Source organism: Proteus sp. G2609 (genome assembly GCF_963896135.1).
In the GTDB taxonomy this organism is placed as follows: domain Bacteria; phylum Pseudomonadota; class Gammaproteobacteria; order Enterobacterales; family Enterobacteriaceae; genus Proteus; species Proteus mirabilis.
The window spans coordinates 106921-129592 of sequence record NZ_CAWQNB010000041.1; the positions used below are offsets into that span (position 1 = coordinate 106921).

Here is a 22672-nt window from a genome sequence, read left to right on the forward strand (position 1 = left end):
CAAACCAATAACATACCAAGAACAATTGTGAAAATATACCTATATTAGTTTTAGTGGTTATTATTATAAAAATAATGAATTTAATAAATAATAGTATCTGTTATATGCTTATGCAAAATTTACATAAGCAAGGTTTTTCTATGTCAGAGCAAAGTCAAACAACCACATTGGCTAAAAAATGTTTTATTCCTGTTTATCGCTGGCTCCCCGGCTTGCTGCTAACAGGTATATTAACCGCCCTCGCTATTTATGTAGGTGATATTCCATGGTTTTCCAGTATGGGGTTAGGTGCTCTTACACTGGCTATCTTATTTGGCATTATTGCGGGTAATACGGTTTATCCCATCGCTAAACCTTATAGTGATGAAGGCGTTAAGTTTGCCAAACACTATTTACTACGCGCGGGGATCATCCTATACGGTTTTAGACTCACTTTTCAGCAAATTGCAGATGTAGGCGCAACAGGATTAATTATTGACGCTATTATGTTGACCTCAACTTTTCTCATTGCAATGTGGGTGGGGAAAAAATATTTTGGTCTTGATGATCAAACCGTCATGTTAATTGGTGCTGGTAGTAGTATTTGTGGTGCGGCTGCGGTCATGGCAACAGAGCCTGTTGTCAAAGCTCAGGCGAGCCAAGTTGCGGTGGCTGTATCCACTGTCGTAATTTTTGGAACTATCGGTATTTTCCTCTACCCATGGTTTTTCCATCTTAACGCTTTTGCGGGTTGGTTACCTTTTAGTGAAGAAACTTTTGGTATCTTCGCTGGTTCAACCATACATGAAGTCGCTCAAGTTGTTGCGGTGGGTCATTCAATTAGTCCAGATGCAGAAAATGCAGCCGTAATTAGTAAAATGATCCGCGTGATGATGCTGGCACCTTTCTTAATTATCCTTTCTACTTATATTAGTAAAAAGGGCCGTAAAACAGTAGGTGCGACAACAGAAAAAAGTCCGATAACTATTCCTTGGTTTGCTGTGTTCTTTATCTTAATGGCTGGTTTTAATTCATTTAATTTAATTCCTGCCGCTATTGTGAGCTATATCGTTACTATTGATACTATTTTATTGGCAATGGCGATGGTAGCACTAGGTTTAACAACGCATATTAGTGCGATACGTCAAGCGGGTGTAAAACCACTACTGCTAGCTTTATTTCTCTTTTTCTGGCTAACGTTAGGTGGTGCTGCTATTAATATCTTTATCCAATCTGTGTTGATGTGATTGTTTTATCTATCCTTGAGTATGTACCCGAGTATTGCGCAACTTATTCTAGTTTAAGTTGCGCTTTTTTATCCAAAGCACCGTAAAACCCCGTCCTTCAGGTCGGGGATATAAGGCGCGTTTTTTTAACTAACTCGGTGTTTCCTGTTGCTCAATGTACTGGCGGATAATGGATATTGGTGCGCCACCACAACTCCCCGCGAAATAACTCGGCGACCAAAGAACCCCCTTGTAGTAATCACGTTGGGCAATATCAGGAAAGACTCCCTTCACAAAGTCACCAGCGAAATCAGCAAAAACCACGCAATGATTGTCATTGAGGACTTAAAGGTCAGTAACATGTCTAAATCGGCAAAAGGTACGACAGAACGGCATGGACGGAACGTAAAAGCTAAATCTGGTTTAAACCGCTCAATACTGGAGCAGGGTTGGTATGAAATGCGCCGTCAGCTTGAATACAAGCAGCTCTGGCGAGGTGGTCAGGTAGTGGCAATACCACCCGCCTACACCAGTCAGAAGTGCGCTTGCTGTGGTCATACAGCAAAGGAAAACCGCCAGTCACAAAGTCAATTCGAGTACCTTGAATGTGGATATACAGCGAATGCTGATATCAACGGGGCACGTAACATTTTAGCGGCAGAACATGCCGTGCTTGCCTGTGGAGGGAGGGTGCAGTCAGACCGCCCGTCGAAGCAGGAACTCGCCGAGGTGATTCAGACATCAGTCTGAACGCAGTAGGGATCCACGTCCTTTAGGGCGTGGAGGATGTCAAATTTCCTCATATTCGGATGTCAATAAGCCCACGATTTGTTATCGTAGTGTGAAATAAGATTAGAGGAGAACTATGATGAAATTTGTTGGCGCACATGTCAGTGCTGCAGGTGGTGTTGATCAGGCTGTATTACGAGCTCATGAGATCAAAGCAACGGCATTTGCTCTTTTTACTAAAAATCAGCGCCAATGGAAAGCAGCCCCTTTATCAACTGAATCGATTGATAAATTTAAAAAAAATTGTGAAATCTATGGCTATGGTCCAGCACAAATTTTACCACACGACAGCTATCTAATTAATTTAGGGCATCCAGAAGAGGAAGCCCTTGAAAAATCAAGAGCCGCTTTTCTCGATGAGATGCAACGTTGTGAGCAATTAGGCATTGAATTACTTAATTTTCACCCAGGTAGCCATTTAAAAAAAATCGATGTTGATAAATGTCTGCAACGCATCGCTGAATCCATTAATATCACCTTAGATAAAACCCAAAATGTGACCGCAGTGATTGAAAATACCGCAGGACAAGGCACTAACTTAGGCTATCGTTTTGAACATCTCGCCGCTATTATCGATGGTGTAGAAGATAAATCTCGAGTGGGCGTTTGTATTGATACTTGTCACACTTTTGCTGCAGGTTATGATCTACGTACCGTTGAAGACTGTGAAAAGACCTTTGCTGAATTTGATAATATTGTCGGCTTTCAATATTTAAAAGCCATGCACTTAAATGATGCTAAAAGCGAATTGGCTAGTCGTGTCGATCGCCATCATAGTTTAGGGCAAGGCAATATTGGCAAAGTACCCTTTACTTATATTATGCAAGATACCCGTTTTGATGGGATCCCACTTATCTTAGAAACAATTAATCCTGATATTTGGCCAGAAGAAATAGCTTGGTTAAAATCACAACAAACTCAATAACCTTATTTCTTTTTTACTTGCGATTTGATGTACTAAAATCGCAAGCCTCTATTTTTTTATCCGTATGCTATTTTGGAGTCTCTCATGTCTGTAGTCGTTGGTGTTGGAGTGATCATCGTCAATGAAAAAGGTGAAGTATTATTAGGTAAACGCTGTGGTAAACACGCCCCTTATTGGTCAATTTTTGGTGGCCATGTTGATCCGGGGGAAACCTTTGAGCAATGTGCTATTCGTGAAATTGAAGAAGAGATTGGCATTACCATCCCTACTCCTGAAGTGATTGGGATCAGCAACAATCTACAAACTTATCAATTAGAAGGTAAACATACCGTATCTATCTGTATGATTGCGCAATATCAAGGTGGCGAGCCTAAGTTAATGGAGCCAGATAAATGTTCTGAACTACGCTGGTGCTCACCTGATGATTTACCTGCCCCCCATTTTGAAGCGAGCCGTAATTCTATTGCTTTATGGAAAAGTAAACGTTTCTATCAACCTTAATTAACACTCTTCATCATTATTCTGAATATTCTTTATTCAGAATAATGTTTTTCCCCTACTTAGTTATTATTCAACGTGATCTTTTTTCTGTTTAATGTCCTTTATTATATTTGGCTTATTTTTGAGCACAAATAATTTAATCCATTGATTTATATATAGATAAAAACTTATTGTACTATTTTTATTCATTTTTTTATTTAATAAACAAGGAAGTGCTCTATTTACACCCTCAGATCAAGCGTGTATTCTCTACACTATCAAGCTAGTACATTGAGTCATTTTTTATAAGGACATGTTATGTCAGAAGTCACATCCATTGCTAAACGCCCATCTATACTCGGTGGTGCGATGATTATTGCCGGTACGGCGGTAGGCGCCGGTATGTTCTCCATCCCTATTGTGACTTCCGGTGTGTGGTTTACCGGCTCTATCTTTTTACTCATTTATACTTGGTTTTGCCTATTTATGTCTGGCTTAATGATCTTAGAAGTTAATCTTCACTACCCCCTAGGATCAAGCTTTCATACTATTACCAAAGATTTATTAGGTAAGGGATGGAGTACCATTAATGGTCTTTCTATTGCTTTTGTTCTCTATATTTTAACTTATGCCTATATTTCTGCAGGTAGCTCCATCATTGTGCAAAATTTTGCTAATGTGGTTAGCTTGCCACAAGCCGTTGCAGGCTTAGTATTTGCCCTTGTTGTTGCTTTCTTCGTTTGGTTATCAACCCGAGCCGTTGATCGCTTAAGTACCATATTAATTGGCGGTATGATTGTGGCTTTTGTATTTGCTATCGGTGGATTATTTACCGAAGTGAAAATGCCAGTATTATTTAATACAACAGAAAGCCATGCCAGTTATTTACCTTATGCACTAGCCGCATTACCTTATTTATTAACCTCCTTTGGTTATCACGGCAATATTCCTGGATTAGTCACCTACTACCGTAAAGACGGTAAAGCCGTGATGAAAAGTCTATTAATTGGTACCTTGATTTCGCTGGCTATCTACATTTTATGGCAGTTTGTTGTACAAGGTAATATTCCTCGTGAAGGCTTTAAACAAGTCATTGCTGAAGGCGGAAATATCGGTAACTTACTGGCACAAATGCGTATCAATACAGCAAATACTTCCGTTTCATTCTTATTAGACTTGTTCTCATATATGGCATTAGCGAGTTCATTTTTAGGTGTGTCTTTAGGGTTATTTGATTATTTAGCTGATTTCTTTAAATTCTCAAATACTGGGACAGGACGTTTAAAATCGGCCATCGTAACTTTTGTACCACCCACCATTTTAGCGATTATTTTTCCTGATGGCTTCTTGTATGCTATTGGCTTTGCAGGACTTGCAGCCACTATTTGGGCGGCGATTATTCCAGCATTAATGGCAAAAGCCAGTCGCCAACGTCATCAGCAACAAAGCTTTAAAGCACCTGGTGGCACCTTTATGATTATCTTTGTGATCTTATTTGGTGCAATTAATGCGATTGCACACATATTAGCAAACTTTAATTTCCTACCTATTTACCGCTGATCTTCCGTCAAGCCAGCAATATGCTGGCTTGAACCTTCTTCTACCAAAAAAATATTGCGAAATACTTGCCAAGTTTCAGTACTACGAGTAATTTTGTCGCCATTATCGTCAATGCTATTTATAGAAGGTTACCTATGGCAAAAGCTAATGAAATTAAGCGCGGTATGGCTATCAGTTATAACAATAAATTATTATTGGTAAAAGATATCGACATCCAAGCGCCAAGTGCTCGCGGTGCAAGTACTTTGTATAAAATGCGCTTTACTGATATTCGTACAGGCCAAAAAGTAGAAGAACGTTTTAAAGGGGATGATATCCTCGATACTATCAACTTAACACGCCGTGCAGTCAGTTTCTCGTATATCGATGGTGATGAATATGTCTTTATGGACAATGAAGATTATACACCTTACACCTTCAAAAAAGATCAGATTGAAGAAGAGCTGCTGTTTATTCCAGAAGAAGGCTTAGCTGGGATGCAGGTTTTAACTATGGATGGACAAGTTTTAGCTTTAGAGTTACCGCAAACTGTTGATATGGAAATTATCGAAACAGTACCGGGCATTAAAGGCGCATCAGCGAGTGCTCGTACTAAGCCTGCGACTTTACCTACTGGATTAGTCATTCAAGTCCCTGAATATCTTTCTACAGGGGATAAAATCCGTATTCATATTGCTGAACGTCGCTATATGGGGCGTGCTGATTAATTAACCGCCAAAAACCTCCCTCACAAAGTAATATTTTACTGATGTGATGCTAAATAGGTCAGATAATCGTAAGAAACCCACTGTGACAACGATTATTTGACTTGTTTACCTAATCATTCCCTGTCAATACACAATTAAAAATATTGCACATTAATCAATCCATTTTTTTCAGCGCCATCCATCCAACGGATTTCAGCTTTCCCCATATTTTGAGGCAGTATAATTGATGATGATTGTTCAAAAGAGGTAGGGAAAATAGACTGGGTTGATGTAAAGACTTTGTTATTTTTGTAACATTGGTACTCAGCTTGATCGAGTGTGAAATTAATTTCACAAGCTGGATCAACAATCGCCCCTCGTACATAAATCTGTCCTGTAGTTTGCTGTGCTGTTGACGCCCAAGCAAATGATATCGAACTGGAAACGAGAAGACTGCATAAAATGGTCAGATATTTTTTCATAACGACCTCACTTCTTGTTTGCGCAGTAGGTATGAGGATCACGCCTACTCGACATACTTTTATCATAGCAATAAAATATGACATTCATATAGACACAATAAGAATGTTTGATGTCTATCAAATATGAGTGGTTTTTATTTATAAATAAAAAATCAACGTTGATTTAAGCTTAAGTCAAATATTCATAACTTTAATAACCTAATTATTTAAACATCAACTTTCTATTTAATTAACACAATTTATTTTATTATTAGTATTAATTAACTAATTATAAACAATATTCATTACTGCTAGATGATCGTTAATCCATTCGATATCCATAAAGCCTTTATTATTAATTAATTGCGAGTTAAATTGCTGATTAGCATCTAGTTTATATTGGAAGTCTTTCATCTCCTTACCATTCCAACAACTTGTTTTAACAGTATTTTCTTCTGATGATGCAAAACATCCGCCTTCGACAATAGCACCAACAAAAGTAATTGTTGTTGAACCTAACACTTTACTTTCACGTGCTAAACTAGGTGCCGTTAATAATAGACCTAGACATGCTAAAACTATCGGTATCTTTTTCAAAATAAACCTCCTCTCATTTATTTAAGTACAGAATGTCCACGAGCCAATATGCTATTAAACTAATAACTAATATCGGCTAGTAACTTTATTTATTTAACTTTTATCTTTGATTAAAGTTTAGAAAGAAATTATAAAATACTCAAATTAAGACTATCAATAAAAAATATTCTATATTTGACTTATATCAAGATAAGAGAAGCTAACAAGGTTGAAACAAAAAGATAACATTTACCTTAGCAATTAATTGCAAAGATATTTTTTTTTATTTTGGCTATAGTCCCTGCCATAAACTTGGAATATTTGTGATTTAGATCACAATTAATCAACGAATTTTTTAATTATCCTTATGAAACTTTCTACTGTTAAACAAAAATTGTCTCTTATCTTGCTGTTAAATTTGGTTGGATTGACTCTTTTTTTATCTTGGTATCTTCCCGCACAACATGGGTTTTGGCTTTCAATAGATACACATATCTTTTATTTTTTTAATCGGCAACTATTGCCAGACTCTTCTTTTGCTATGTTTGTGGCTTATGTCAATAATCGAGCATTCGATGTGATTATTCTGCTGGCGATGGGAGGATTGTATTACCATACCTTTCGTCAGAAAGATTATCAGGGCAAACGCCATCTCATTATTGTGGGAATAGTTATGGTGCTAAGTGCAATCGTAATTAATCAGATTGGACAAAATATTCCTATCGAAAGACCTAGCCCAACACTTCATTTTCACGATGTACACCGCGTAGGTGTAGTGACAGGAATACCGACTAAAGATGCATCAGGTGATAGCTTTCCTGGCGATCATGGTTTGATGCTACTGATCTTTTGTAGCTTTATATTACGTTATCTTTCATTTCGCTCTTTTTTATGCGCTCTTTTAATTACGGTAATTTTTTCATTACCTCGTGTTATGGCTGGCGCACATTGGGCTTCTGATATCTTAGTTGGCTCTATCTCGCTTACTTTAGTCACAACAAGCTGGTTATTAATAACCCCTGCCTCTGATATCATCATTCATTGGCTAGATGAGCATCTCCCTTTTAAAGGCAAAAAAGCATTTAGCTAATTAAGTATAAAAAATAAGTAAAAGTAAAAATAAGCGCCCTACTGAGCGCTTATTTTTTATCTGTAAAAGGATAGTTTTATAACAAAAAGATAATCATTTTTAGTATGCGTTCTTTATTATCTAATGTTTTGTAAATTAAGCCTCTTTCCTCTCGCCATTTGACTTTTCTTTATGTAAACTTTTTACGTTTCCACATTATTTATTGTTTAATGTGGATATTTACGTGCTTTAGAGCACGTTTTTCGCGAAATAGGGTTGCCAGAGTTAAATTACACTATATTCTCTGGTTATTTGGTGAATATTCATGTGCTCATCTCGCACATAAGGATGTAAGGGAAATCTGTCACAATGAGAAATAAACCGTTTATGAGAATGCTTAAGCTCATACCGGCGTTTATTGTCGTAGCTACGTTATCAGCCTGTAGTTCACAAAACGCGTCTTCACGCTTAGCTAATTCAACAACTGCCCCACTTAATAAATCTTCAAGCACATCTATTTCCCAAGCATCTCAAGATGAATTTGAATCATTGGTGAAGAATCTCGATATAAAATCTAAGATACTTGACCAATATGCAGACTGGAAAGGTGTTGCATACCGCTTAGGTGGCAATACAAAAAGTGGTATTGATTGTTCCGCTTTTGTCCAAAGAACTTTTCGTGATCAATTTGGTGTCGAATTACCTCGTTCAACCTCCGATCAGCAATTTGCTGGTACCAAAGTTAATCGTTCAACCTTAAAAGCGGGTGACTTAGTACTGTTTAAGACTGGTCGCACTATGCGCCATATTGGTATTTATATCGGTAATGATAAGTTTGTTCACGCGTCAACCAGCAGTGGTGTTATCGTTTCTGAAATGTCCAATGTCTATTGGAAAAATCGTTTCTATACAGCACGTCGGATCATTGATAATAATACAACAACAAGTCTTGCTGATAACTATTCTCAAGCGTCATTAAGATAAAATTTTCCCTTATATCTTATCGCAATAAAAAAGCCCCAATACTTATTGAGTATGGGGCTTTTTTATGTTGTTTTTTCTTGCATAACAGAGCCATATAGCCATCGTTAGTGAGTATTTTTATCTAAGTACATAGCAATAGATTGTGCATATGTCATAGAGAAATACCCATTAAGAACAAAAAAGAACTAGAGATAAGAGTAGTCTGTTGGAAATGGCTCAGCAATTGCAACCCCTGCATTTTTTAAGCAACAAAGTGCTGCGCACTCATCATCACTATGTAAAAATAAACAAGGTACGCCATCCCACTCAATAATCACATTTTCAATATTGAGATTATTCAGATACTTTTGTAAGTTCTGTATTGCCTCATCTAAAGTCATACCATCATGACTTAGCAGTTTTAAGCCAATCAAGGTATTTTGTCTACTAGCATCATTCTCAGGTAGAATTTCTACCCTTGTTCCTGTAAAGCCTGCTAGCCACCGATAACTCAGCGGCAGCTTATGAACCACCGAAAGTTGTACATTTTCCACAAATCAATCCTGTTTCATCAACACGTTAATTTAATACATCATCAATACGAGTTTGAACTGACTTGCTCACACACATATTAAAATATTGTTAAAAATAAAGCATGAACGTTACAATAATCTTACAAAAAGAGAGGTTTTTTAAGCTGTTTATTTCGCTTAACCTTTATCAACCTTCCTATCAGCCCTGATTACCCTTTTCAATTATTCTTTCATTTATTTAACATTTTATCAACTATATAAAATAATTGCATAAAATTTTACGCATTTAAGTAAAACAATCTATCAATTTTTATCATGATATTTCATATTACTAAAACAATAATAGATGATTATTAAAATAAACCCTAGTTAATTTAACAAAAACACAACATTAAGTGTTGATGCAAATCAAATAAGTTACATTGAAGGGAGAGAATTTAGAGAAATGTTTAGTGAAAAACATGGTGATAATGACATTTTAAAGATGAATAGAAAGGAAAACGCTATAAATACAGTGTATTTATAGCGTGATATTCTTATTTATAACGACGAGCAAGTAACAAGAAACTCATGGCACAGATAACACAAAATGCCATCGAACTCACCATCGGCCACTCAGTTTTAGCGGGTAACATTGCAATAGCGGTTCCAACTAAAGCCCCCACACCAAAACGGATAGTACCGGCTAAAGAAGATACCGTACCCGCCATATGTGGATAGTCTTCAAGAATAACGGCCATCGCATTTGAGGTTATCATGGCTATCCCACCAACATACATAGCCACTCCCACAACAAGGAAGTAAAAATGTAAATTAAGGGCGACCACCAATATTAAGAATATGCCCATTAAAAACTGCACAGTTAACCCAAAACGTAACATATTCAGTGCACCAAATCGGCGCACATAGCGCCCATTGATACTGGTCATGACAATCAAGAAAATAATATTAAAACCAAAGTACAAGCCAAATTGGTCGAATGGAATACCATGTAGTTCGATATAAACAAAAGGCCCCGCACTTAAAAATGAAAACATCCCTGCAAAAGAAAATCCCGATGCCAGGATATAGCAAAGTACTCGACGTGCTCTAAATAAGCTAATAAATTGACTAAATGTCACTCGCAGACTAAAACGTTGGCGGTGCTGTTTGGGCAAAGTTTCCGGTATATAGAGCGCAATTAATGCAGCAGCAATGATCGCCGCAATAGCGATACTCCAAAAAATAGCATGCCATGAGAACCAGTTCATCACCCAAGCACCAAGTAATGGCGCTAATAATGGGGCAATCGTCATGACTAATGCAACAAATGACATGCTTCTTGAGAACTCATCTCTTGAAAACATATCCCGCATTAAAGCATTAATGACAACACTTGCAGCGGCGGCAGCAAATCCATGTAGAAAACGCATACCAATTAGCATATCGATCGAGTCAGATAGTGCACAAGCGCTCGACGCTAACGCAAAAACAATCACACCACCTAGAATAACCGGTTTACGCCCTAGACTATCTGCCATCGGCCCATAGACCATTTGTCCAATAGCAAAACCAAAGATATAGCTACTTAATGTCATCTGAACTTGGCCACCAGGCACGCCAAAATCTCGTGCTATAGTAGGTAAACTTGGCAGATACATATCGATAGCCAGTGGCATAAGCATGGAAATAAGCCCCAATATTAAAATGAGGCTAAAGTACGACGGACGTTGCTCTTGCACGCAGTTAAACTCCAAAAAACGACAAAATATAATTATTATTTAGGTAGATGAATGCTATTGATTTCTTCTTCTGTTAGCGGTCGGTATTCTCCTGGCGCTAAAGCATCATCTAATGTGATATCACCGATACGCTCTCGATGTAACGCGACAACATGATTACCCACCGCAGCAAACATACGTTTAACTTGATGGTACTTCCCTTCACTGATGGTCAGTTTTACCTCAGTCGGTGTTATTACTTCCAATGTAGCAGGCTTAGTCAATTCTTTTTCGCCATTTAACTGGACACCTGTTTTAAATTTCTCAGCGACATCCGTAGCAATAGGCTGTTCCAACGTTACGACATACGTTTTTTCACAGTGATGTTTAGGTGCCGTTATACGATGAGACCATTGACCATTATCGGTTAATAACACTAACCCTGTAGTATCTATATCTAAACGCCCCGCAGCATGTAATTTATGTGCTAGTGGCTCATCAATAAAATAAAGAATGGTGGGGTTAACAGGATCATCCGTTGAACACACATAACCAATAGGTTTGTTCAACATAAAATAACGCGGGCCTAAAATTTGTGTCAACACATTGCCATCATAAGCAACTTCTTGTTCAGGTGTGATTTTAGTCGCCCCTGTTTTTACCACTTCACCATCTATAGTCACGAGCCCTGCTCTAAGTTCACGAGCTACTAAATTACGGCTAATCCCCAATTGCTGGGATAAAAATTTATCTAATCGCATGAATTTCTCTGAAAAATGGAAGAGTACCATCTGATATGAGGCATCTATTAAAAATGAATATTAACAATAAAACAACTAATTAATTCACCCTTAAATCATTTAGCCGTTTACTGTATTTAATTACAGTCTTTCTGTTCGCACTCACCGCTAAAAAGTGCTACGCTGATGCTCTGTTTTGCTTTTAATGTATGGTTATGGCTTTTACACTCAGACCTTATCAGCTTGACGCGGTTAACGCGACAATCACTTATTTTCGCCAACATAAAACACCAGCACTTATTGTATTACCTACCGGTGCTGGAAAAAGCTTAGTCATTGCCGAACTTGCCAAAAGAGCACGTGGACGGGTATTGGTTCTAGCACATGTAAAAGAATTAGTAGAGCAGAACCATAGCAAATATGAAGCCTATGGTCTATCTGCGGATATTTATGCCGCCGGATTACAGCAAAAAGAGAGTCGAGGCAAAGTTGTTTTCGGCAGTGTGCAATCGGTAGCACGTAACTTATCACAGTTTGAGCATGCTTTTTCTCTATTAATTATTGATGAATGTCACCGTATTAGTTTGTCTGAAGATAGCCAATACCAACGAGTGATCAAACAACTTCAAACCATTAACCCCCAATTACGCATCTTAGGATTAACTGCTACTCCTTATCGTTTACCGACTGGTTGGATTTACCAATATCACTATCACGGTATGGTAAAAGGAGATGATAATTGTTTTTTTCGTGACTGTATTTATGAATTACCTTTACGCTACATGATAAGTCACCATTTCTTAGTCCCACCAACACGTTTAGATATGCCTATTTTGCAATATGACTTTAGCCAAGTTAGAACGAGCCAAAATGGTATTTTTAATCAAGAAGATCTCAATCGCGAAGTAAAAAAACAACAGCGTATTACACCCCATATTGTGTCACAGATAATTGAATACGGTGAACAACGTCGTGGTGTGATGATATTTGCGGCAACAGTAGAACATGCGACAGAAATCTTCACATTATTACCCCAAGGGCAAGCCGCGTTAGTCAGTGCTGAAACCCCCTCTTCTGAGCGTGACGCATTAATTTCACAGTTTAAACAGCAACAGCTACGTTATATGGTTAATGTTGCTGTATTAACCACAGGCTTTGATGCGCCTCATGTTGATTTAATTGCTATTTTACGTCCAACGGAGTCCGTCAGTTTATATCAACAGATAGTAGGACGAGGATTAAGGTTATTTGCAGGAAAAACAGAATGTTTAATCTTAGATTATGCAGGTAACCCTCACGACCTTTATCTTCCTGAAGTGGGTAGTAAAAAACCCAATCCAAATAGCAAACCGGTACAAGTGTTTTGTCCTCTCTGTCAATTCGCTAACACTTTCTGGGGCATAGTTGATGCAGATGGCGATATTATTGAGCACTATGGGCGACGTTGCCAAGGTTGGGAGCTTGATGAGCAAGGACAAAAAAAACAGTGTGATTATCGCTTTCGTTTTAAATTATGCCCACACTGTAATGAAGAAAATGATATCGCCGCACGGCGTTGTGTGCACTGTAATGAAATCCTAGTTGATCCTGATGATATGCTCAAAGCCGCTTTAAAGCTAAAAGGCGCCCTTATCCTTCGCTGTGGAGGAATGCAATTACTCAGTGGTCAAGATGAAAAAGGTGAGTGGCTTAAAATCAACTATTATGATGAAGAAGGTACTTCTGTTTCAGAACGATTTCGTTTAAAAACGCCTGCCCAACGTAAAGTATTTGAACTCAAGTTTTTACGCGAACACCAGCGCGCTCCTGGCGTTCCTTTGGTATGGCATAACGCTCAAGATATTATTAATCAGTTTGATTTATTACGTTATCCTGACTTTATTGTGGCACAAAAAAATAAAAAAGACGGCTTTTGGCAAATTCGTAATAAGTTATTTGACTATCATGGACGCTTTCGTAAAGCAGATACCTTATATTAAAGTCGATTTATATTTGCTGTTAGAGTGCTTTTTCGTTAAAATGCGCCCCGCTTTATCTGTTTTTAGATAAACCAAATCTCGAGCTTGTTGCTGGGTCGCCTGTAACAAGTATGTATTTTCTTTTTCATAAGAGAAAAAAGATGTTAACTATTAATGCAACAGTACGTAAAGAGCAGGGTAAGGGTGCGAGCCGCCGCCTGCGTGTGGCTAACCGTTTTCCAGCTATCGTTTATGGCGGAAATGAAGAGCCAATCGCTATCGATTTAGATCACAACGAAGTTATCAACCAAGAACACAAATCTGAGTTCTACGCTGATTTCGTTAACCTCGTTATCGATGGTAAAGCAACTAAAGTTAAAGTTAAAGCAGTGCAACGTCACGAGTATAAGCCAAAAATTACTCATATTGACTTCCTGCGCGCTTAATAAGCCAACCTTCGAGCTTTATTTTTCGGGACGCCGAGCATGTAACGCCACTTAATGTGGCGTTATTTGTTTCTATCTATTGCCTATTTTTCTGAAACTCTACGCTGTAACTGGTCGCGTAAATTAGGTGGAGTTCCTTTTATCGTCAGTGTATCGGTAGCAGGATCCCAAAAAATTCTTTCCCCCAACAGTTTCGCATCAAAATTAACCGTTAACCCCCCACCACTTCCTGAATACTTCATTAATTGGCGTAATGTACTGCGATCTGCGGGAAAAGTTTCCGCTAATTCATACCCTTTTTCTTCTGTAAACTGTGCAAAGTTTTGATCACCTAATGGCGGTAACTCTTGTGCTAGTTCAGTTAATGCAATCTCTTCACCCGATTGCAATTGCTCATTACAATAGCTGTAGACTTGTTCACGACAAGTTTGGCGCTCTTGTTTATTCATGTCTGATGCTTCACAAAAGTCATCAACCGCTTGTAATAAGCCTTTATTTTGTACTTTAGTATTTAAACCTTCTTGCGCCCCTAAAAAGTCCATAAAGAAATCTGAAACTTTGCGTCCTACACGCCCTTTTAAGAAGGTTAAATAACGTAAAGAATCGGGTGAAGTTTCCCATTCAGTTAAATCAATACGAGCGATAATATCTGCATGAGGAATATCTAAATAGCGTGTTGAAGATACATCAAGACTGTCATTGACCCACATGCTATTACAGCTATTCAATACAGCAATTAATAAATATTCCACCGCGAGATAACGATAATGACAAAAAAGAACCGTTCCCCCTTCAGCAAAAGGGTATTTCGCTAACTCATCTTTAAGTCTAACCGTCGCTGCACGAGAAAAACCTAAAAATTCTTCTTCACCTTGACGTTGTAAACGTAATGCTTGAGCTAATTCGCTCTCTTCATTAAATAAACCATAGGCTTTACTTTTTGCACTATAAACACGATGTAACTCTTCGACCATCTCTTGAACAACCGGCTCAATGTCTAAGAGTGAATCACGTAGTACCACTTCTAATGTCTGCTCATCACGCTTAATAAGTTGGTGCAAAACTAACTGGTTAATATCTAGACTCATGGGCGCCCTCCTTTATCCCGATTCTTTTTGTGCGCGTATTCAAACATCCCCTACTTTTACTATCAAGGGGTATAACCGCAAAATAATTAATTTAATAGCAGAAAAATAACACGCCTTGCGGTAACATATAGCGTTTTATCCATTTAGTAGGAATTCAGATTTTATGCCACAAAAATCCCGTTATAGTGATGAACAAGTTGAGCAATTACTTGCAGAACTTGTCAGCGTTCTTGAAAAACATCATACTCCTACAGATCTTTCTTTGATGGTGTTGGGGAACATGGTGACAAACTTAATCAACACAAGTATTGCCCCTGCTCAACGAATGCTGATTGCAGACTCTTTTGTTCACGCTTTACGTGCTTCAATTGATGAAGGCAATATTCACTAATAAACACAGAAATATTTATAGACATGGTAACGAGAAATCAGTCCTATCGTGAAAAAGTATCCCAAATGATCAGTTGGGGTCACTGGTTTGCGCTGTTTAATATTATTCTAAGTCTTTTGCTTGGAAGCCGTTACCTGTTTATTGCTGATTGGCCAAGTACCTTTGCAGGTCGTCTTTACGCTATTGTCAGTTGGATGGGCCATTTTAGTTTTATCGTGTTTGCTATTTATATCCTTATTCTTTTCCCGTTGACCTTTGTGGTAGTTTCGCAACGATTACTTAGGGTGATATCCTGCGCCTTAGCTAGCGCAGGATTGACATTACTTATTTTTGATATAGCTGTTTACCAGCAATTTCAACTTCATTTGACCCAGTTGGTTTGGGATTTGGTTATCAATCCAGATGAAGGTGAAATGGCGCGAGAATGGCAACTTATTTTTATTGGCATCCCCATTATCTTTCTTATCGAAATGCTATTTGCTACATGGAGTTGGCAAAAGCTGCGCAGCTTAAACCGCCAGCGATGGGGAAAACCATTAGCCTGTGTATTTATTAGTTGCTTTATTTTATCCCACTCTATGTCTATTTGGGCAGATGCTAATTTTTATCGCCCTATTACTATGCAACGTGCAAACTTACCGCTGTCTTATCCAATGACTGCACGTAAATTCCTTGAACGGCATGGTTTTATTAATCAATCTGAGTATGAACAGCGCTTAATGAGCGAGGGTAATCCTGCGGCACAGAGTATCACCTACCCGCTTGCACCTCTTGATTATTCTAAAGATGAAAGCTCATATAACTTACTTATGATTGTGGTTGATGGATTAGGTAATGAAGACGTTGCCAAACTACCGAGCTTGCAACAATTTGCTGATAATAACCTCTCTTTCTCTCAACACTATTCAGCAGGCATAAATAACGAAACGGCGCTGTTTGGATTATTTTATGGCATTTCACCGTCTTATTTAGATAGTGTGTTAAGTAGCCGCAAAAACTCAGCACTCTTTGACGCTTTAAATTATCGTCACTATCAATTAGCACTATTTTCAACTAACGGATTTAAATCGCCATTATTTACACAAGCGGTGCTGGCTGATTACTCACTACCTACTTCACGTAGTGAGGATAACGACACAACGATTAATAGTTGGCGTTCATGGTTGTTAAAAAATAAACAAAGCACACCTTGGTTCTCTTTCTTACAAATCAACGGTGATAAGCATACATCAGCTTCTCAAGCACAGTTAAATAGTCAATTAGAGACCATTTTTACTACTTTAAAAGAAAGCAACATACTTGATAATACCGTTGTAGTGGTAACGTCAAATTATCATCAGAACAATGATAAACAAGATAGCCAATGGCTTGTTAATAAAGACACTTTTAACTTAAGTCAATCGCAGGTTCCACTGGTAATACATTGGCCTAATGTTACACCACAAAAACTAGATAAACTAACCAGCCACCAAGATATAATGACAACGCTAATGCAACATGTATTAGGTGTTATTAGCCCTGCAGATAACTATTCTCAAGGCGAAGATCTATTTGCTAATACGCGTAATCACCCTTGGATTTTTACTGGTGATAATGAAACTCTAGTGGTCTTTTTACAAGATAATACGTTAATGATAGATAAACATGGCAGATATGCTTTGTTTGATAAATCAGGCAAAGAGATCCAATCCGCCAAACCTGATTTACGCCTATTATTGCAAGTACTGGCTGAGCAAAAACGATTTATTGAGCGTTAGTATTAAAAAAAGACTATAAGTAAAAAGTTAATAACAACTGACGTCACTATAATGAATAAAAATACAGCAGTTAAGTATCTAAGGGGTTGCTTTAGCAGTAAAAAACAGTAATATACTAAGCACAATCGGCATGTAGCGCAGCCTGGTAGCGCACTGTCATGGGGTGTCAGGGGTCGTAGGTTCAAATCCTATCATGCCGACCATTTTTATTTAAAAAAACCAACCACTTACGGTTGGTTTTTTTATGTCTGGGATTTGCTTGGTGTAATACTGGTGTAAAACTGGTGTAAAACCCACATCAGATTTACCTTGTTTAAGTTCCAATTTTCGCCCTATTCTTATGCTATAATTACTCTCTAATTCATTAATAGAGCTTATAGAATGAGAAGCCTTGCGAACTTAGCTCAAGAAGAAAGAAACAAAATAAATGTCGATTTAGTTGCAAGTGACGTTACATATTAAAGAACGAGTCAATATGCTAATTGTTGTGTCCGAAGTTGACGACAGTGTATGATTACCTTGCAAACATACATTAAAAAATACAAATGGAATTATATGGAACTTTCTACATTACTTCTTTTTATCCCAGCCTGTTTTGCTTTAAACCTTGCACCAGGGCCAAACAACCTGCTTTCAATCAATAATGCTGCCTACTATGGGTTTGCTCGTTCATGTGCAGGAGGTCTCGGTAGATTACTCGCATTCGTGGTTATGATTGTTCTAGCTTCATTTGGGCTAGCTGTTGTATTGCAAACATCTGAGTTCATTTTCAGTGTAATCAAATTTGCTGGGGTTGCTTATCTTTTGTGGCTCGCATATCAATTATGGAAAGCCCCAACTGATGAATTCAAATTTGATTCAAATAAGAAGAATAACTCTATTGCCAAATTAGCAAGGCAAGAGTTTTTTGTTGCAGCAGGAAATCCAAAGGCAATACTTATCTTTACGGCCTTTCTTCCGCAATTCGTTAGCCCACAATTACCGGCTAGTTCCCAGTTTCTAATACTTGGTTCTTTATTCTTGTTACTCGAGTTTATTGCAATAATGCTCTACGCTTGGTTAGGCTTACACATGAAAAAGTTGCTAAAAAAACCACATGCTAAAAAAGTGTTCAATCGTATGTGCTCAAGTTTATTAGCTAGTGCAGGGATTGGGCTTTTAGTTTCACAGAAAAGCCATTAAATAACACCACACGCTGAGTAAACAGTCGCCTTTTATAAAGGTAAAGGCGACTTTTCTTTCTTTTATTTAAATGACTGATAAAAACCAATTGACGAATATTCTGATATTGTATTTATAGCTTATGCTCATTCAGCATATATTTAAAAATATCAAGCATGACTGGCAATTTAATATAGCCTTCTTTATCAAGAAAATGACCCGCATCTTCTTCAATAACAATTTGAGTTTGTAATTGACTAGCTAATTTTTTGGATGAATCAGGACTCACAATCCAATCATTGGATGATATTAATGATACCCTTTTATCCGATATTTTAATTAACTTACTATAATTCAGGTTATTATAAATATGAGAGTTCAACTCAGGTAAAGTTTTTTGTTCACTATTAAAACCAGCGACTAAAATATACCCGCCTATTGTTATATCTTCACAAGCCTGTTCAGAAAGAAAACGTAATAAAGTTATACATCCCAGACTATGCCCAATAAGAATAGTATCTTTATCAAGTATTATGTTTTCATCGGCAAGTTTTTGTTGCCACTCATTAGGGTTAGGATGATTAGGCTCAGGCATCATAGGTATACTGACATCATATCCTAATGATCCAAGCTCTTCTTTCAACCATGGAAACCAATTATCCTTGGGAGATGCAGTATAGCCATGAACAATAACAACTCTTTTGCCTTTCACTCATCCTCCTATATAGATACACATTATCAAAATAATAAGTTTAATACCTGTATACCCTAGGTATTGATAAAATTTAGTATGGTAAGTAATAAGTCACCCACGATTTAGAAATAATAAGATAATCACGGACACAACACAAGCAAGTACTGTTTTTATAAACAGTTATTTTGTATTCTTATTAAACATAGCTTCTGCACTACTCTCTTCACTGAGGACAAGGTTTTACGATACACCTGATAAAACACCGCATGAAATAGTTTGGTCTGCAAGATAAGCGTCGGCCAAGGTCCGGGGTTCCCCCTGTTCACTATCTTTTACTTTGATATATTGTAAATAGATGGCTCAACTAAAATAAAACTATCATCCGGCTCACACTTTACAGACTTACGCATTTACAAATCTAAAAAATCGATGAAAATGTCCTAGTGTAAACAACTTTTAATTCCTATCTGAGGCTTTGATGCTGGAAAATGTAATCATCTAATAACCACTATTTCGACCTTTTAGGACGAATAGCTGGTTTCAATGCGCTGTATTCTCATGCAAGCACCACAATATGTTTGCTTATATTGCATATGATGATTAAACAGGTTTTCTAGTATGGATCCATCACATCAAAAATACTATTCTTTACTTATTTCTACCCAATTTACGTTTATTGGCGCTATAGCTAGTTGTATCACTCTTATTAAAGATTATTGCCAAAATCTAGATGTCCTAACATATAAGCTTACCTTTCTAAAAAAATTAAAAAGCAAATTAAATCAGTTAGATAGTAATATTATATCAATAATATTACTAGGTTTAATAATGTTCACACTCTCTTTTATAACAATTAAAGGAAATTAAAATGGATATTCCTCGTATTTTCACTATTAGCGAAAGTGAGCATCGTATTCATAACCCTTTCACACCAGAGAAATATGCCACCTTAGGTCGAGTATTACGAATGAAAGAAAACTGGCAAATTCTTGATCTCGGAAGTGGCTCTGGTGAAATGCTATGTACTTGGGCTCACGATTACAATATTACAGGTATTGGCATCGATATAAGCCCGCTGTTTACTCTACAAGCAAAATCTAGAGCAGAAGAGTTAGGCGTCAGCCATCGAGTGCATTTTATCCATCATGATGCCTCAGATTATATTAGTGATAAAAAATGTGATATAGCAGCATGCATAGGAGCAACTTGGATTGCTGGTGGTGTAATTGAAACTATCGAGCTACTCGCAAAAAGTATTAAAACAGGTGGGCTTATTCTTATCGGAGAACCATATTGGCGGCAAATTCCAACAACACAAGAGATAGCACAAGCTTGTGGTGCTTCATCCATATCAGATTTTTTAACTTTATCTGAGCTTGTTGTCTCTTTCGACAATCAAGGATACGATCTAGTCGAAATGGTATTGGCAGATCAAGAGGGTTGGGATAGATATGAAGCTGCTAAATGGATGACTATGCGCCGTTGGCTTGACAAAAATAGTGCCGATGATTTTGCTCAAGAAATTCGAACAGAATTGACTATAGCCCCTAAACGTCATGTTAGTTTTACACGAGAATACTTAGGCTGGGGGGTATTTGTATTAATTGCTCGATAAAATAACACTAAAGGTATAGTCTAAACGGGCTATACCTTTTAAATTATTATATTTATATAAATTTAATATCCACAGATAAATATATAAAGTCATCTAAGATGGATAACCTTATATAAGACTACCCATCTTATAAACACTTCGAAAATATATATTATTTAATATAGTGATTTTTATTATTAAAAATTCATTAGCTTTTTAAAATAATAACCTTTTTTAGTTTTAGGAAATTTTCTGCCGTAGTATATTTTTCTTTCGTGTTCACGGCCTGCGTATTGATCATTCCCATAAAATTGTCCATATAAAGCAGTTTTAGGACATATATCGTTAGAAAAAAACTTATCACTATTATCCATTATTATTTTCCTCAATTATTTTAGAGTAAATGGGTTCCTCTTAGATTTGTTAAAAATAAATTTTTATTTCTTTGCTATTTTTTAATAGCTGCTAACTACCATACTACTTATATAAAAAATTTCAAATGAAGTATGGTTAAAATATAAATTATACAAAATATAATACTTCTATATTTACGGAGTAATTTTTAATATTAATTATTGAGATTTATAGCACTAAATAGAATATTTGCAGAAGGTAGTTCTGATAAAAAATTTATCTCAAGTACTTTATCCTTATTTTTTAGTCTGTTGACGGGAAAAAAACAAGAAAAATTGCAATAAAAACGCTCCATACAGATCACATTTAATAAGTTAGGGTATTAATAGCCATCAAATGATATTAATTATCATTTGCATTTAGTCAATATCCCTACTATTGTTATCTCTTCTACTACTAAGGAGAAATATCATGGTTAAACCAACAATGTCATTACGCTCTCAACATGTTAAGAATTTAGCAAAAAAGATAAAAAAAATGCGTGCCATAGAAAAGGCGATTAATTGTAATAAAGAAGCAGATCTACTTGTTATTATTAATAAAAATCCAACACTTGTTTTTATAAAATAGCTAAGCACTTGGTTTTTTATATCAAAAAATAGTAGTCACAATTTCAGTGGGGTTGACAACTCAAATGATAATGATTATCTTTTAACTCGTGAATAGTTGAGTGCGTTACTCGGTCTTTCACAACGACATTGCTCACATTGCTTCTAGTATTTATTGACCAACTCTCCTAGCGTTGGTCTTTTTTTTATTTTTGCATTTCAATAAACATAAAACCTTCCCTGTTAGTAGGAAGGTTTTATAGTTTTGAAGCAGATATAACATGACATTAAAATGAGGCTATGTTTTACCTTAATCAAAAACATTATTAATAACAGAGGCAATAATTGATGTGGTTATTGCGATTAACACCAAATCATTACCCACTATCTGCCATTCATATCCATCGTAATGCGGTAACTGACTTAGCATAATGCTGGGTACGGCTTTTTTCGCAATACCTGGAGGTAATGGCTTACCTCTTGTTAAATTCTTTGCTATTCCCGGAGGAAGGCCTTTATATCCAGTTAGATTGTTCTTTATTGCTAATGCTCTTGCATCATCATAAGTGATTGAGACAGAGAGCCCTCCTCGACTATCAATACGCAGTTGTGAAGAAAATCCATCTTGTTGGTTTACGTTCTGATGTCCTTTATTAAAACCGTTGTTACCTCTTTGATTTTGATGACTATGAGGATTACCGTTACCGTTTCCATTACCTTTACCCTTTCCGGGATCGGCGAAGGAATTCAAAGAAACCATAAAGGTCAAAGTAGCTATTAAGCCATGCTTTAATAAAGTGGGTGTTTTCATGTGAGTTATTCCTTAAAAGGACGCCTTACAACGTTATAATTCCACACATAAAAATACAACTGCCAATATTCTGATTAACTTTAGAAAGGCGAAATAAATGAGGCTATAAAAAATTAGCTTTAA

General features: G+C 36.9%; 22 protein-coding genes, 1 tRNA gene and 3 pseudogenes. 16 read left to right on the forward strand and 10 right to left on the reverse strand.

Annotated elements, in window-relative coordinates; genetic code table 11:
* Positions 1–140 precede the first annotated feature (140 nt).
* Positions 141–1226 carry a YeiH family protein gene (locus tag AACV01_RS15775; RefSeq protein ID WP_004247810.1) on the forward strand — a complete coding sequence of 362 codons (1086 nt, stop codon included), beginning with the start codon at positions 141–143 and terminating at the stop codon, positions 1224–1226.
* Positions 1227–1274: 48 nt separating this feature from the next.
* Here the strand turns inward: AACV01_RS15775 and AACV01_RS17905 are convergent.
* Positions 1275–1484, reverse strand: a pseudogene (locus AACV01_RS17905) (transposase); the annotation flags it as partial.
* Between AACV01_RS17905 and AACV01_RS15785 the strand changes: the two are divergent.
* The 5 genes and pseudogenes from AACV01_RS15785 to yeiP form a co-directional block, all read left to right on the forward strand.
* Positions 1470–1955: pseudogene (locus AACV01_RS15785) on the forward strand (RNA-guided endonuclease InsQ/TnpB family protein); the annotation flags it as partial. The pseudogenes AACV01_RS17905 and AACV01_RS15785 overlap by 15 nt on opposite strands.
* Positions 1956–2073: 118 nt before the next feature.
* The gene (gene nfo, locus AACV01_RS15790; RefSeq protein WP_004251877.1) at positions 2074–2919 is read left to right on the forward strand and encodes a deoxyribonuclease IV; all 846 of its coding nucleotides are present in this window, start codon (positions 2074–2076) and stop codon (positions 2917–2919) included.
* Positions 2920–3003: 84 nt separating this feature from the next.
* Positions 3004–3420, forward strand: coding sequence for a nucleotide triphosphate diphosphatase NUDT15 (locus tag AACV01_RS15795; RefSeq protein ID WP_046335337.1), 417 nt, complete (start codon positions 3004–3006; stop codon positions 3418–3420).
* A 297-nt stretch (positions 3421–3717) separates the two neighbouring features.
* On the forward strand, positions 3718–4959 hold the full coding sequence (gene mtr / locus AACV01_RS15800) for a tryptophan permease (protein ID WP_046335338.1): 1242 nt from the start codon (positions 3718–3720) through the stop codon (positions 4957–4959).
* Between the two features lie 134 nt (positions 4960–5093).
* A complete protein-coding gene (yeiP, locus tag AACV01_RS15805) occupies positions 5094–5666 on the forward strand; it encodes an elongation factor P-like protein YeiP (RefSeq protein WP_004247807.1) in 573 nt (190 codons plus the stop codon).
* 134 nt (positions 5667–5800) lie between these two features.
* Here yeiP and AACV01_RS15810 read toward each other — a convergent pair whose 3' ends face one another.
* Both AACV01_RS15810 and AACV01_RS15815 read right to left on the reverse strand, forming a co-directional pair.
* On the reverse strand, positions 5801–6127 hold the full coding sequence (locus AACV01_RS15810; protein ID WP_004247806.1) for a hypothetical protein: 327 nt from the start codon (positions 6125–6127) through the stop codon (positions 5801–5803).
* A 264-nt stretch (positions 6128–6391) separates the two neighbouring features.
* Positions 6392–6703, reverse strand: coding sequence for a hypothetical protein (locus tag AACV01_RS15815; protein ID WP_004247052.1), 312 nt, complete (start codon positions 6701–6703; stop codon positions 6392–6394).
* 346 nt (positions 6704–7049) lie between these two features.
* Between AACV01_RS15815 and AACV01_RS15820 the strand changes: the two genes are divergently transcribed.
* Positions 7050–7772 (forward strand): phosphatase PAP2 family protein, encoded by a 723-nt coding sequence (locus tag AACV01_RS15820; protein WP_004247803.1) that lies wholly within the window; start codon positions 7050–7052, stop codon positions 7770–7772.
* A 348-nt stretch (positions 7773–8120) separates the two neighbouring features.
* The gene (mepS, locus tag AACV01_RS15825; RefSeq protein WP_004247050.1) at positions 8121–8735 is read left to right on the forward strand and encodes a bifunctional murein DD-endopeptidase/murein LD-carboxypeptidase; all 615 of its coding nucleotides are present in this window, start codon (positions 8121–8123) and stop codon (positions 8733–8735) included.
* A gap of 185 nt (positions 8736–8920) precedes the next feature.
* Here mepS and AACV01_RS15830 read toward each other — a convergent pair whose 3' ends face one another.
* From AACV01_RS15830 to rsuA, 3 genes are all read right to left on the reverse strand, one after another.
* Positions 8921–9268, reverse strand: a complete 348-nt coding sequence (locus AACV01_RS15830; protein WP_004247049.1) for a YejG family protein — start codon at positions 9266–9268, stop codon at positions 8921–8923.
* A gap of 515 nt (positions 9269–9783) precedes the next feature.
* Positions 9784–10968, reverse strand: a complete 1185-nt coding sequence (locus AACV01_RS15835) for a Bcr/CflA family multidrug efflux MFS transporter (protein ID WP_004247802.1) — start codon at positions 10966–10968, stop codon at positions 9784–9786.
* Between the two features lie 35 nt (positions 10969–11003).
* Positions 11004–11708 (reverse strand): 16S rRNA pseudouridine(516) synthase RsuA, encoded by a 705-nt coding sequence (rsuA, locus tag AACV01_RS15840; protein WP_049197359.1) that lies wholly within the window; start codon positions 11706–11708, stop codon positions 11004–11006.
* A 194-nt stretch (positions 11709–11902) separates the two neighbouring features.
* Between rsuA and AACV01_RS15845 the strand changes: the two genes are divergently transcribed.
* Positions 11903–13666, forward strand: coding sequence for a DEAD/DEAH box helicase (locus tag AACV01_RS15845; RefSeq protein ID WP_161683219.1), 1764 nt, complete (start codon positions 11903–11905; stop codon positions 13664–13666).
* Positions 13667–13806: 140 nt separating this feature from the next.
* Complete coding sequence (rplY, locus tag AACV01_RS15850; protein WP_004247799.1) at positions 13807–14091, forward strand: 50S ribosomal protein L25; 285 nt, start codon at positions 13807–13809, stop codon at positions 14089–14091.
* A gap of 83 nt (positions 14092–14174) precedes the next feature.
* Here rplY and yejK read toward each other — a convergent pair whose 3' ends face one another.
* Complete coding sequence (gene yejK, locus AACV01_RS15855; RefSeq protein ID WP_004247043.1) at positions 14175–15179, reverse strand: nucleoid-associated protein YejK; 1005 nt, start codon at positions 15177–15179, stop codon at positions 14175–14177.
* A gap of 163 nt (positions 15180–15342) precedes the next feature.
* On the opposite strand from yejK, the gene AACV01_RS15860 reads away from it, so the two are divergent.
* The 4 genes from AACV01_RS15860 (at position 15343) to AACV01_RS15875 (ending at position 18509) form a co-directional block, all read left to right on the forward strand.
* Positions 15343–15570, forward strand: coding sequence for a YejL family protein (locus AACV01_RS15860; RefSeq protein WP_004247042.1), 228 nt, complete (start codon positions 15343–15345; stop codon positions 15568–15570).
* 23 nt (positions 15571–15593) lie between these two features.
* The gene (gene yejM / locus AACV01_RS15865; RefSeq protein WP_017628394.1) at positions 15594–17327 is read left to right on the forward strand and encodes an LPS biosynthesis-modulating metalloenzyme YejM; all 1734 of its coding nucleotides are present in this window, start codon (positions 15594–15596) and stop codon (positions 17325–17327) included.
* A 126-nt stretch (positions 17328–17453) separates the two neighbouring features.
* Positions 17454–17530: transfer RNA gene (locus AACV01_RS15870), tRNA-Pro, on the forward strand.
* A gap of 352 nt (positions 17531–17882) precedes the next feature.
* Positions 17883–18509, forward strand: coding sequence for a LysE family translocator (locus AACV01_RS15875; protein WP_060555094.1), 627 nt, complete (start codon positions 17883–17885; stop codon positions 18507–18509).
* Between the two features lie 112 nt (positions 18510–18621).
* Here the strand turns inward: AACV01_RS15875 and AACV01_RS15880 are convergent, their stop codons facing one another.
* Positions 18622–19200 (reverse strand): RBBP9/YdeN family alpha/beta hydrolase, encoded by a 579-nt coding sequence (locus tag AACV01_RS15880; RefSeq protein ID WP_071233580.1) that lies wholly within the window; start codon positions 19198–19200, stop codon positions 18622–18624.
* A gap of 850 nt (positions 19201–20050) precedes the next feature.
* Between AACV01_RS15880 and AACV01_RS15885 the strand changes: the two are divergent.
* Positions 20051–20797, forward strand: a pseudogene (locus AACV01_RS15885) (SAM-dependent methyltransferase); the annotation flags it as partial.
* A 176-nt stretch (positions 20798–20973) separates the two neighbouring features.
* Here AACV01_RS15885 and AACV01_RS15890 read toward each other — a convergent pair.
* Positions 20974–21150 carry a hypothetical protein gene (locus AACV01_RS15890; protein ID WP_004247793.1) on the reverse strand — a complete coding sequence of 59 codons (177 nt, stop codon included), beginning with the start codon at positions 21148–21150 and terminating at the stop codon, positions 20974–20976.
* 451 nt (positions 21151–21601) lie between these two features.
* On the opposite strand from AACV01_RS15890, the gene AACV01_RS15895 reads away from it, so the two are divergent.
* Positions 21602–21760, forward strand: a complete 159-nt coding sequence (locus tag AACV01_RS15895) for a hypothetical protein (protein WP_004247025.1) — start codon at positions 21602–21604, stop codon at positions 21758–21760.
* Positions 21761–22048: 288 nt separating this feature from the next.
* Here the strand turns inward: AACV01_RS15895 and AACV01_RS15900 are convergent, their stop codons facing one another.
* Positions 22049–22549 carry an anti-virulence regulator CigR family protein gene (locus tag AACV01_RS15900; protein ID WP_012367748.1) on the reverse strand — a complete coding sequence of 167 codons (501 nt, stop codon included), beginning with the start codon at positions 22547–22549 and terminating at the stop codon, positions 22049–22051.
* Positions 22550–22672: the final 123 nt, after the last annotated feature.

Bases quoted from the DNA above. Each gene is read 5' to 3' on its own strand.
- AACV01_RS15810 (WP_004247806.1), bottom strand. From the start codon at position 6,127: ATGAAAAAATATCTGACCATTTTATGCAGTCTTCTCGTTTCCAGTTCG.
- nfo (WP_004251877.1), top strand. From the start codon at position 2,074: ATGAAATTTGTTGGCGCACATGTCAGTGCTGCAGGTGGTGTTGATCAG.
- AACV01_RS15775 (WP_004247810.1), top strand. From the start codon at position 141: ATGTCAGAGCAAAGTCAAACAACCACATTGGCTAAAAAATGTTTTATT.
- AACV01_RS15860 (WP_004247042.1), top strand. From the start codon at position 15,343: ATGCCACAAAAATCCCGTTATAGTGATGAACAAGTTGAGCAATTACTT.
- yejM (WP_017628394.1), top strand. From the start codon at position 15,594: ATGGTAACGAGAAATCAGTCCTATCGTGAAAAAGTATCCCAAATGATC.
- AACV01_RS15820 (WP_004247803.1), top strand. From the start codon at position 7,050: ATGAAACTTTCTACTGTTAAACAAAAATTGTCTCTTATCTTGCTGTTA.
- yejK (WP_004247043.1), bottom strand. From the start codon at position 15,179: ATGAGTCTAGATATTAACCAGTTAGTTTTGCACCAACTTATTAAGCGT.
- rsuA (WP_049197359.1), bottom strand. From the start codon at position 11,708: ATGCGATTAGATAAATTTTTATCCCAGCAATTGGGGATTAGCCGTAAT.
- AACV01_RS15895 (WP_004247025.1), top strand. From the start codon at position 21,602: ATGGTTAAACCAACAATGTCATTACGCTCTCAACATGTTAAGAATTTA.
- mepS (WP_004247050.1), top strand. From the start codon at position 8,121: ATGAGAAATAAACCGTTTATGAGAATGCTTAAGCTCATACCGGCGTTT.
- AACV01_RS15875 (WP_060555094.1), top strand. From the start codon at position 17,883: ATGGAACTTTCTACATTACTTCTTTTTATCCCAGCCTGTTTTGCTTTA.
- AACV01_RS15890 (WP_004247793.1), bottom strand. From the start codon at position 21,150: ATGGATAATAGTGATAAGTTTTTTTCTAACGATATATGTCCTAAAACT.
- AACV01_RS15900 (WP_012367748.1), bottom strand. From the start codon at position 22,549: ATGAAAACACCCACTTTATTAAAGCATGGCTTAATAGCTACTTTGACC.
- rplY (WP_004247799.1), top strand. From the start codon at position 13,807: ATGTTAACTATTAATGCAACAGTACGTAAAGAGCAGGGTAAGGGTGCG.
- mtr (WP_046335338.1), top strand. From the start codon at position 3,718: ATGTCAGAAGTCACATCCATTGCTAAACGCCCATCTATACTCGGTGGT.
- yeiP (WP_004247807.1), top strand. From the start codon at position 5,094: ATGGCAAAAGCTAATGAAATTAAGCGCGGTATGGCTATCAGTTATAAC.
- AACV01_RS15845 (WP_161683219.1), top strand. From the start codon at position 11,903: ATGGCTTTTACACTCAGACCTTATCAGCTTGACGCGGTTAACGCGACA.
- AACV01_RS15795 (WP_046335337.1), top strand. From the start codon at position 3,004: ATGTCTGTAGTCGTTGGTGTTGGAGTGATCATCGTCAATGAAAAAGGT.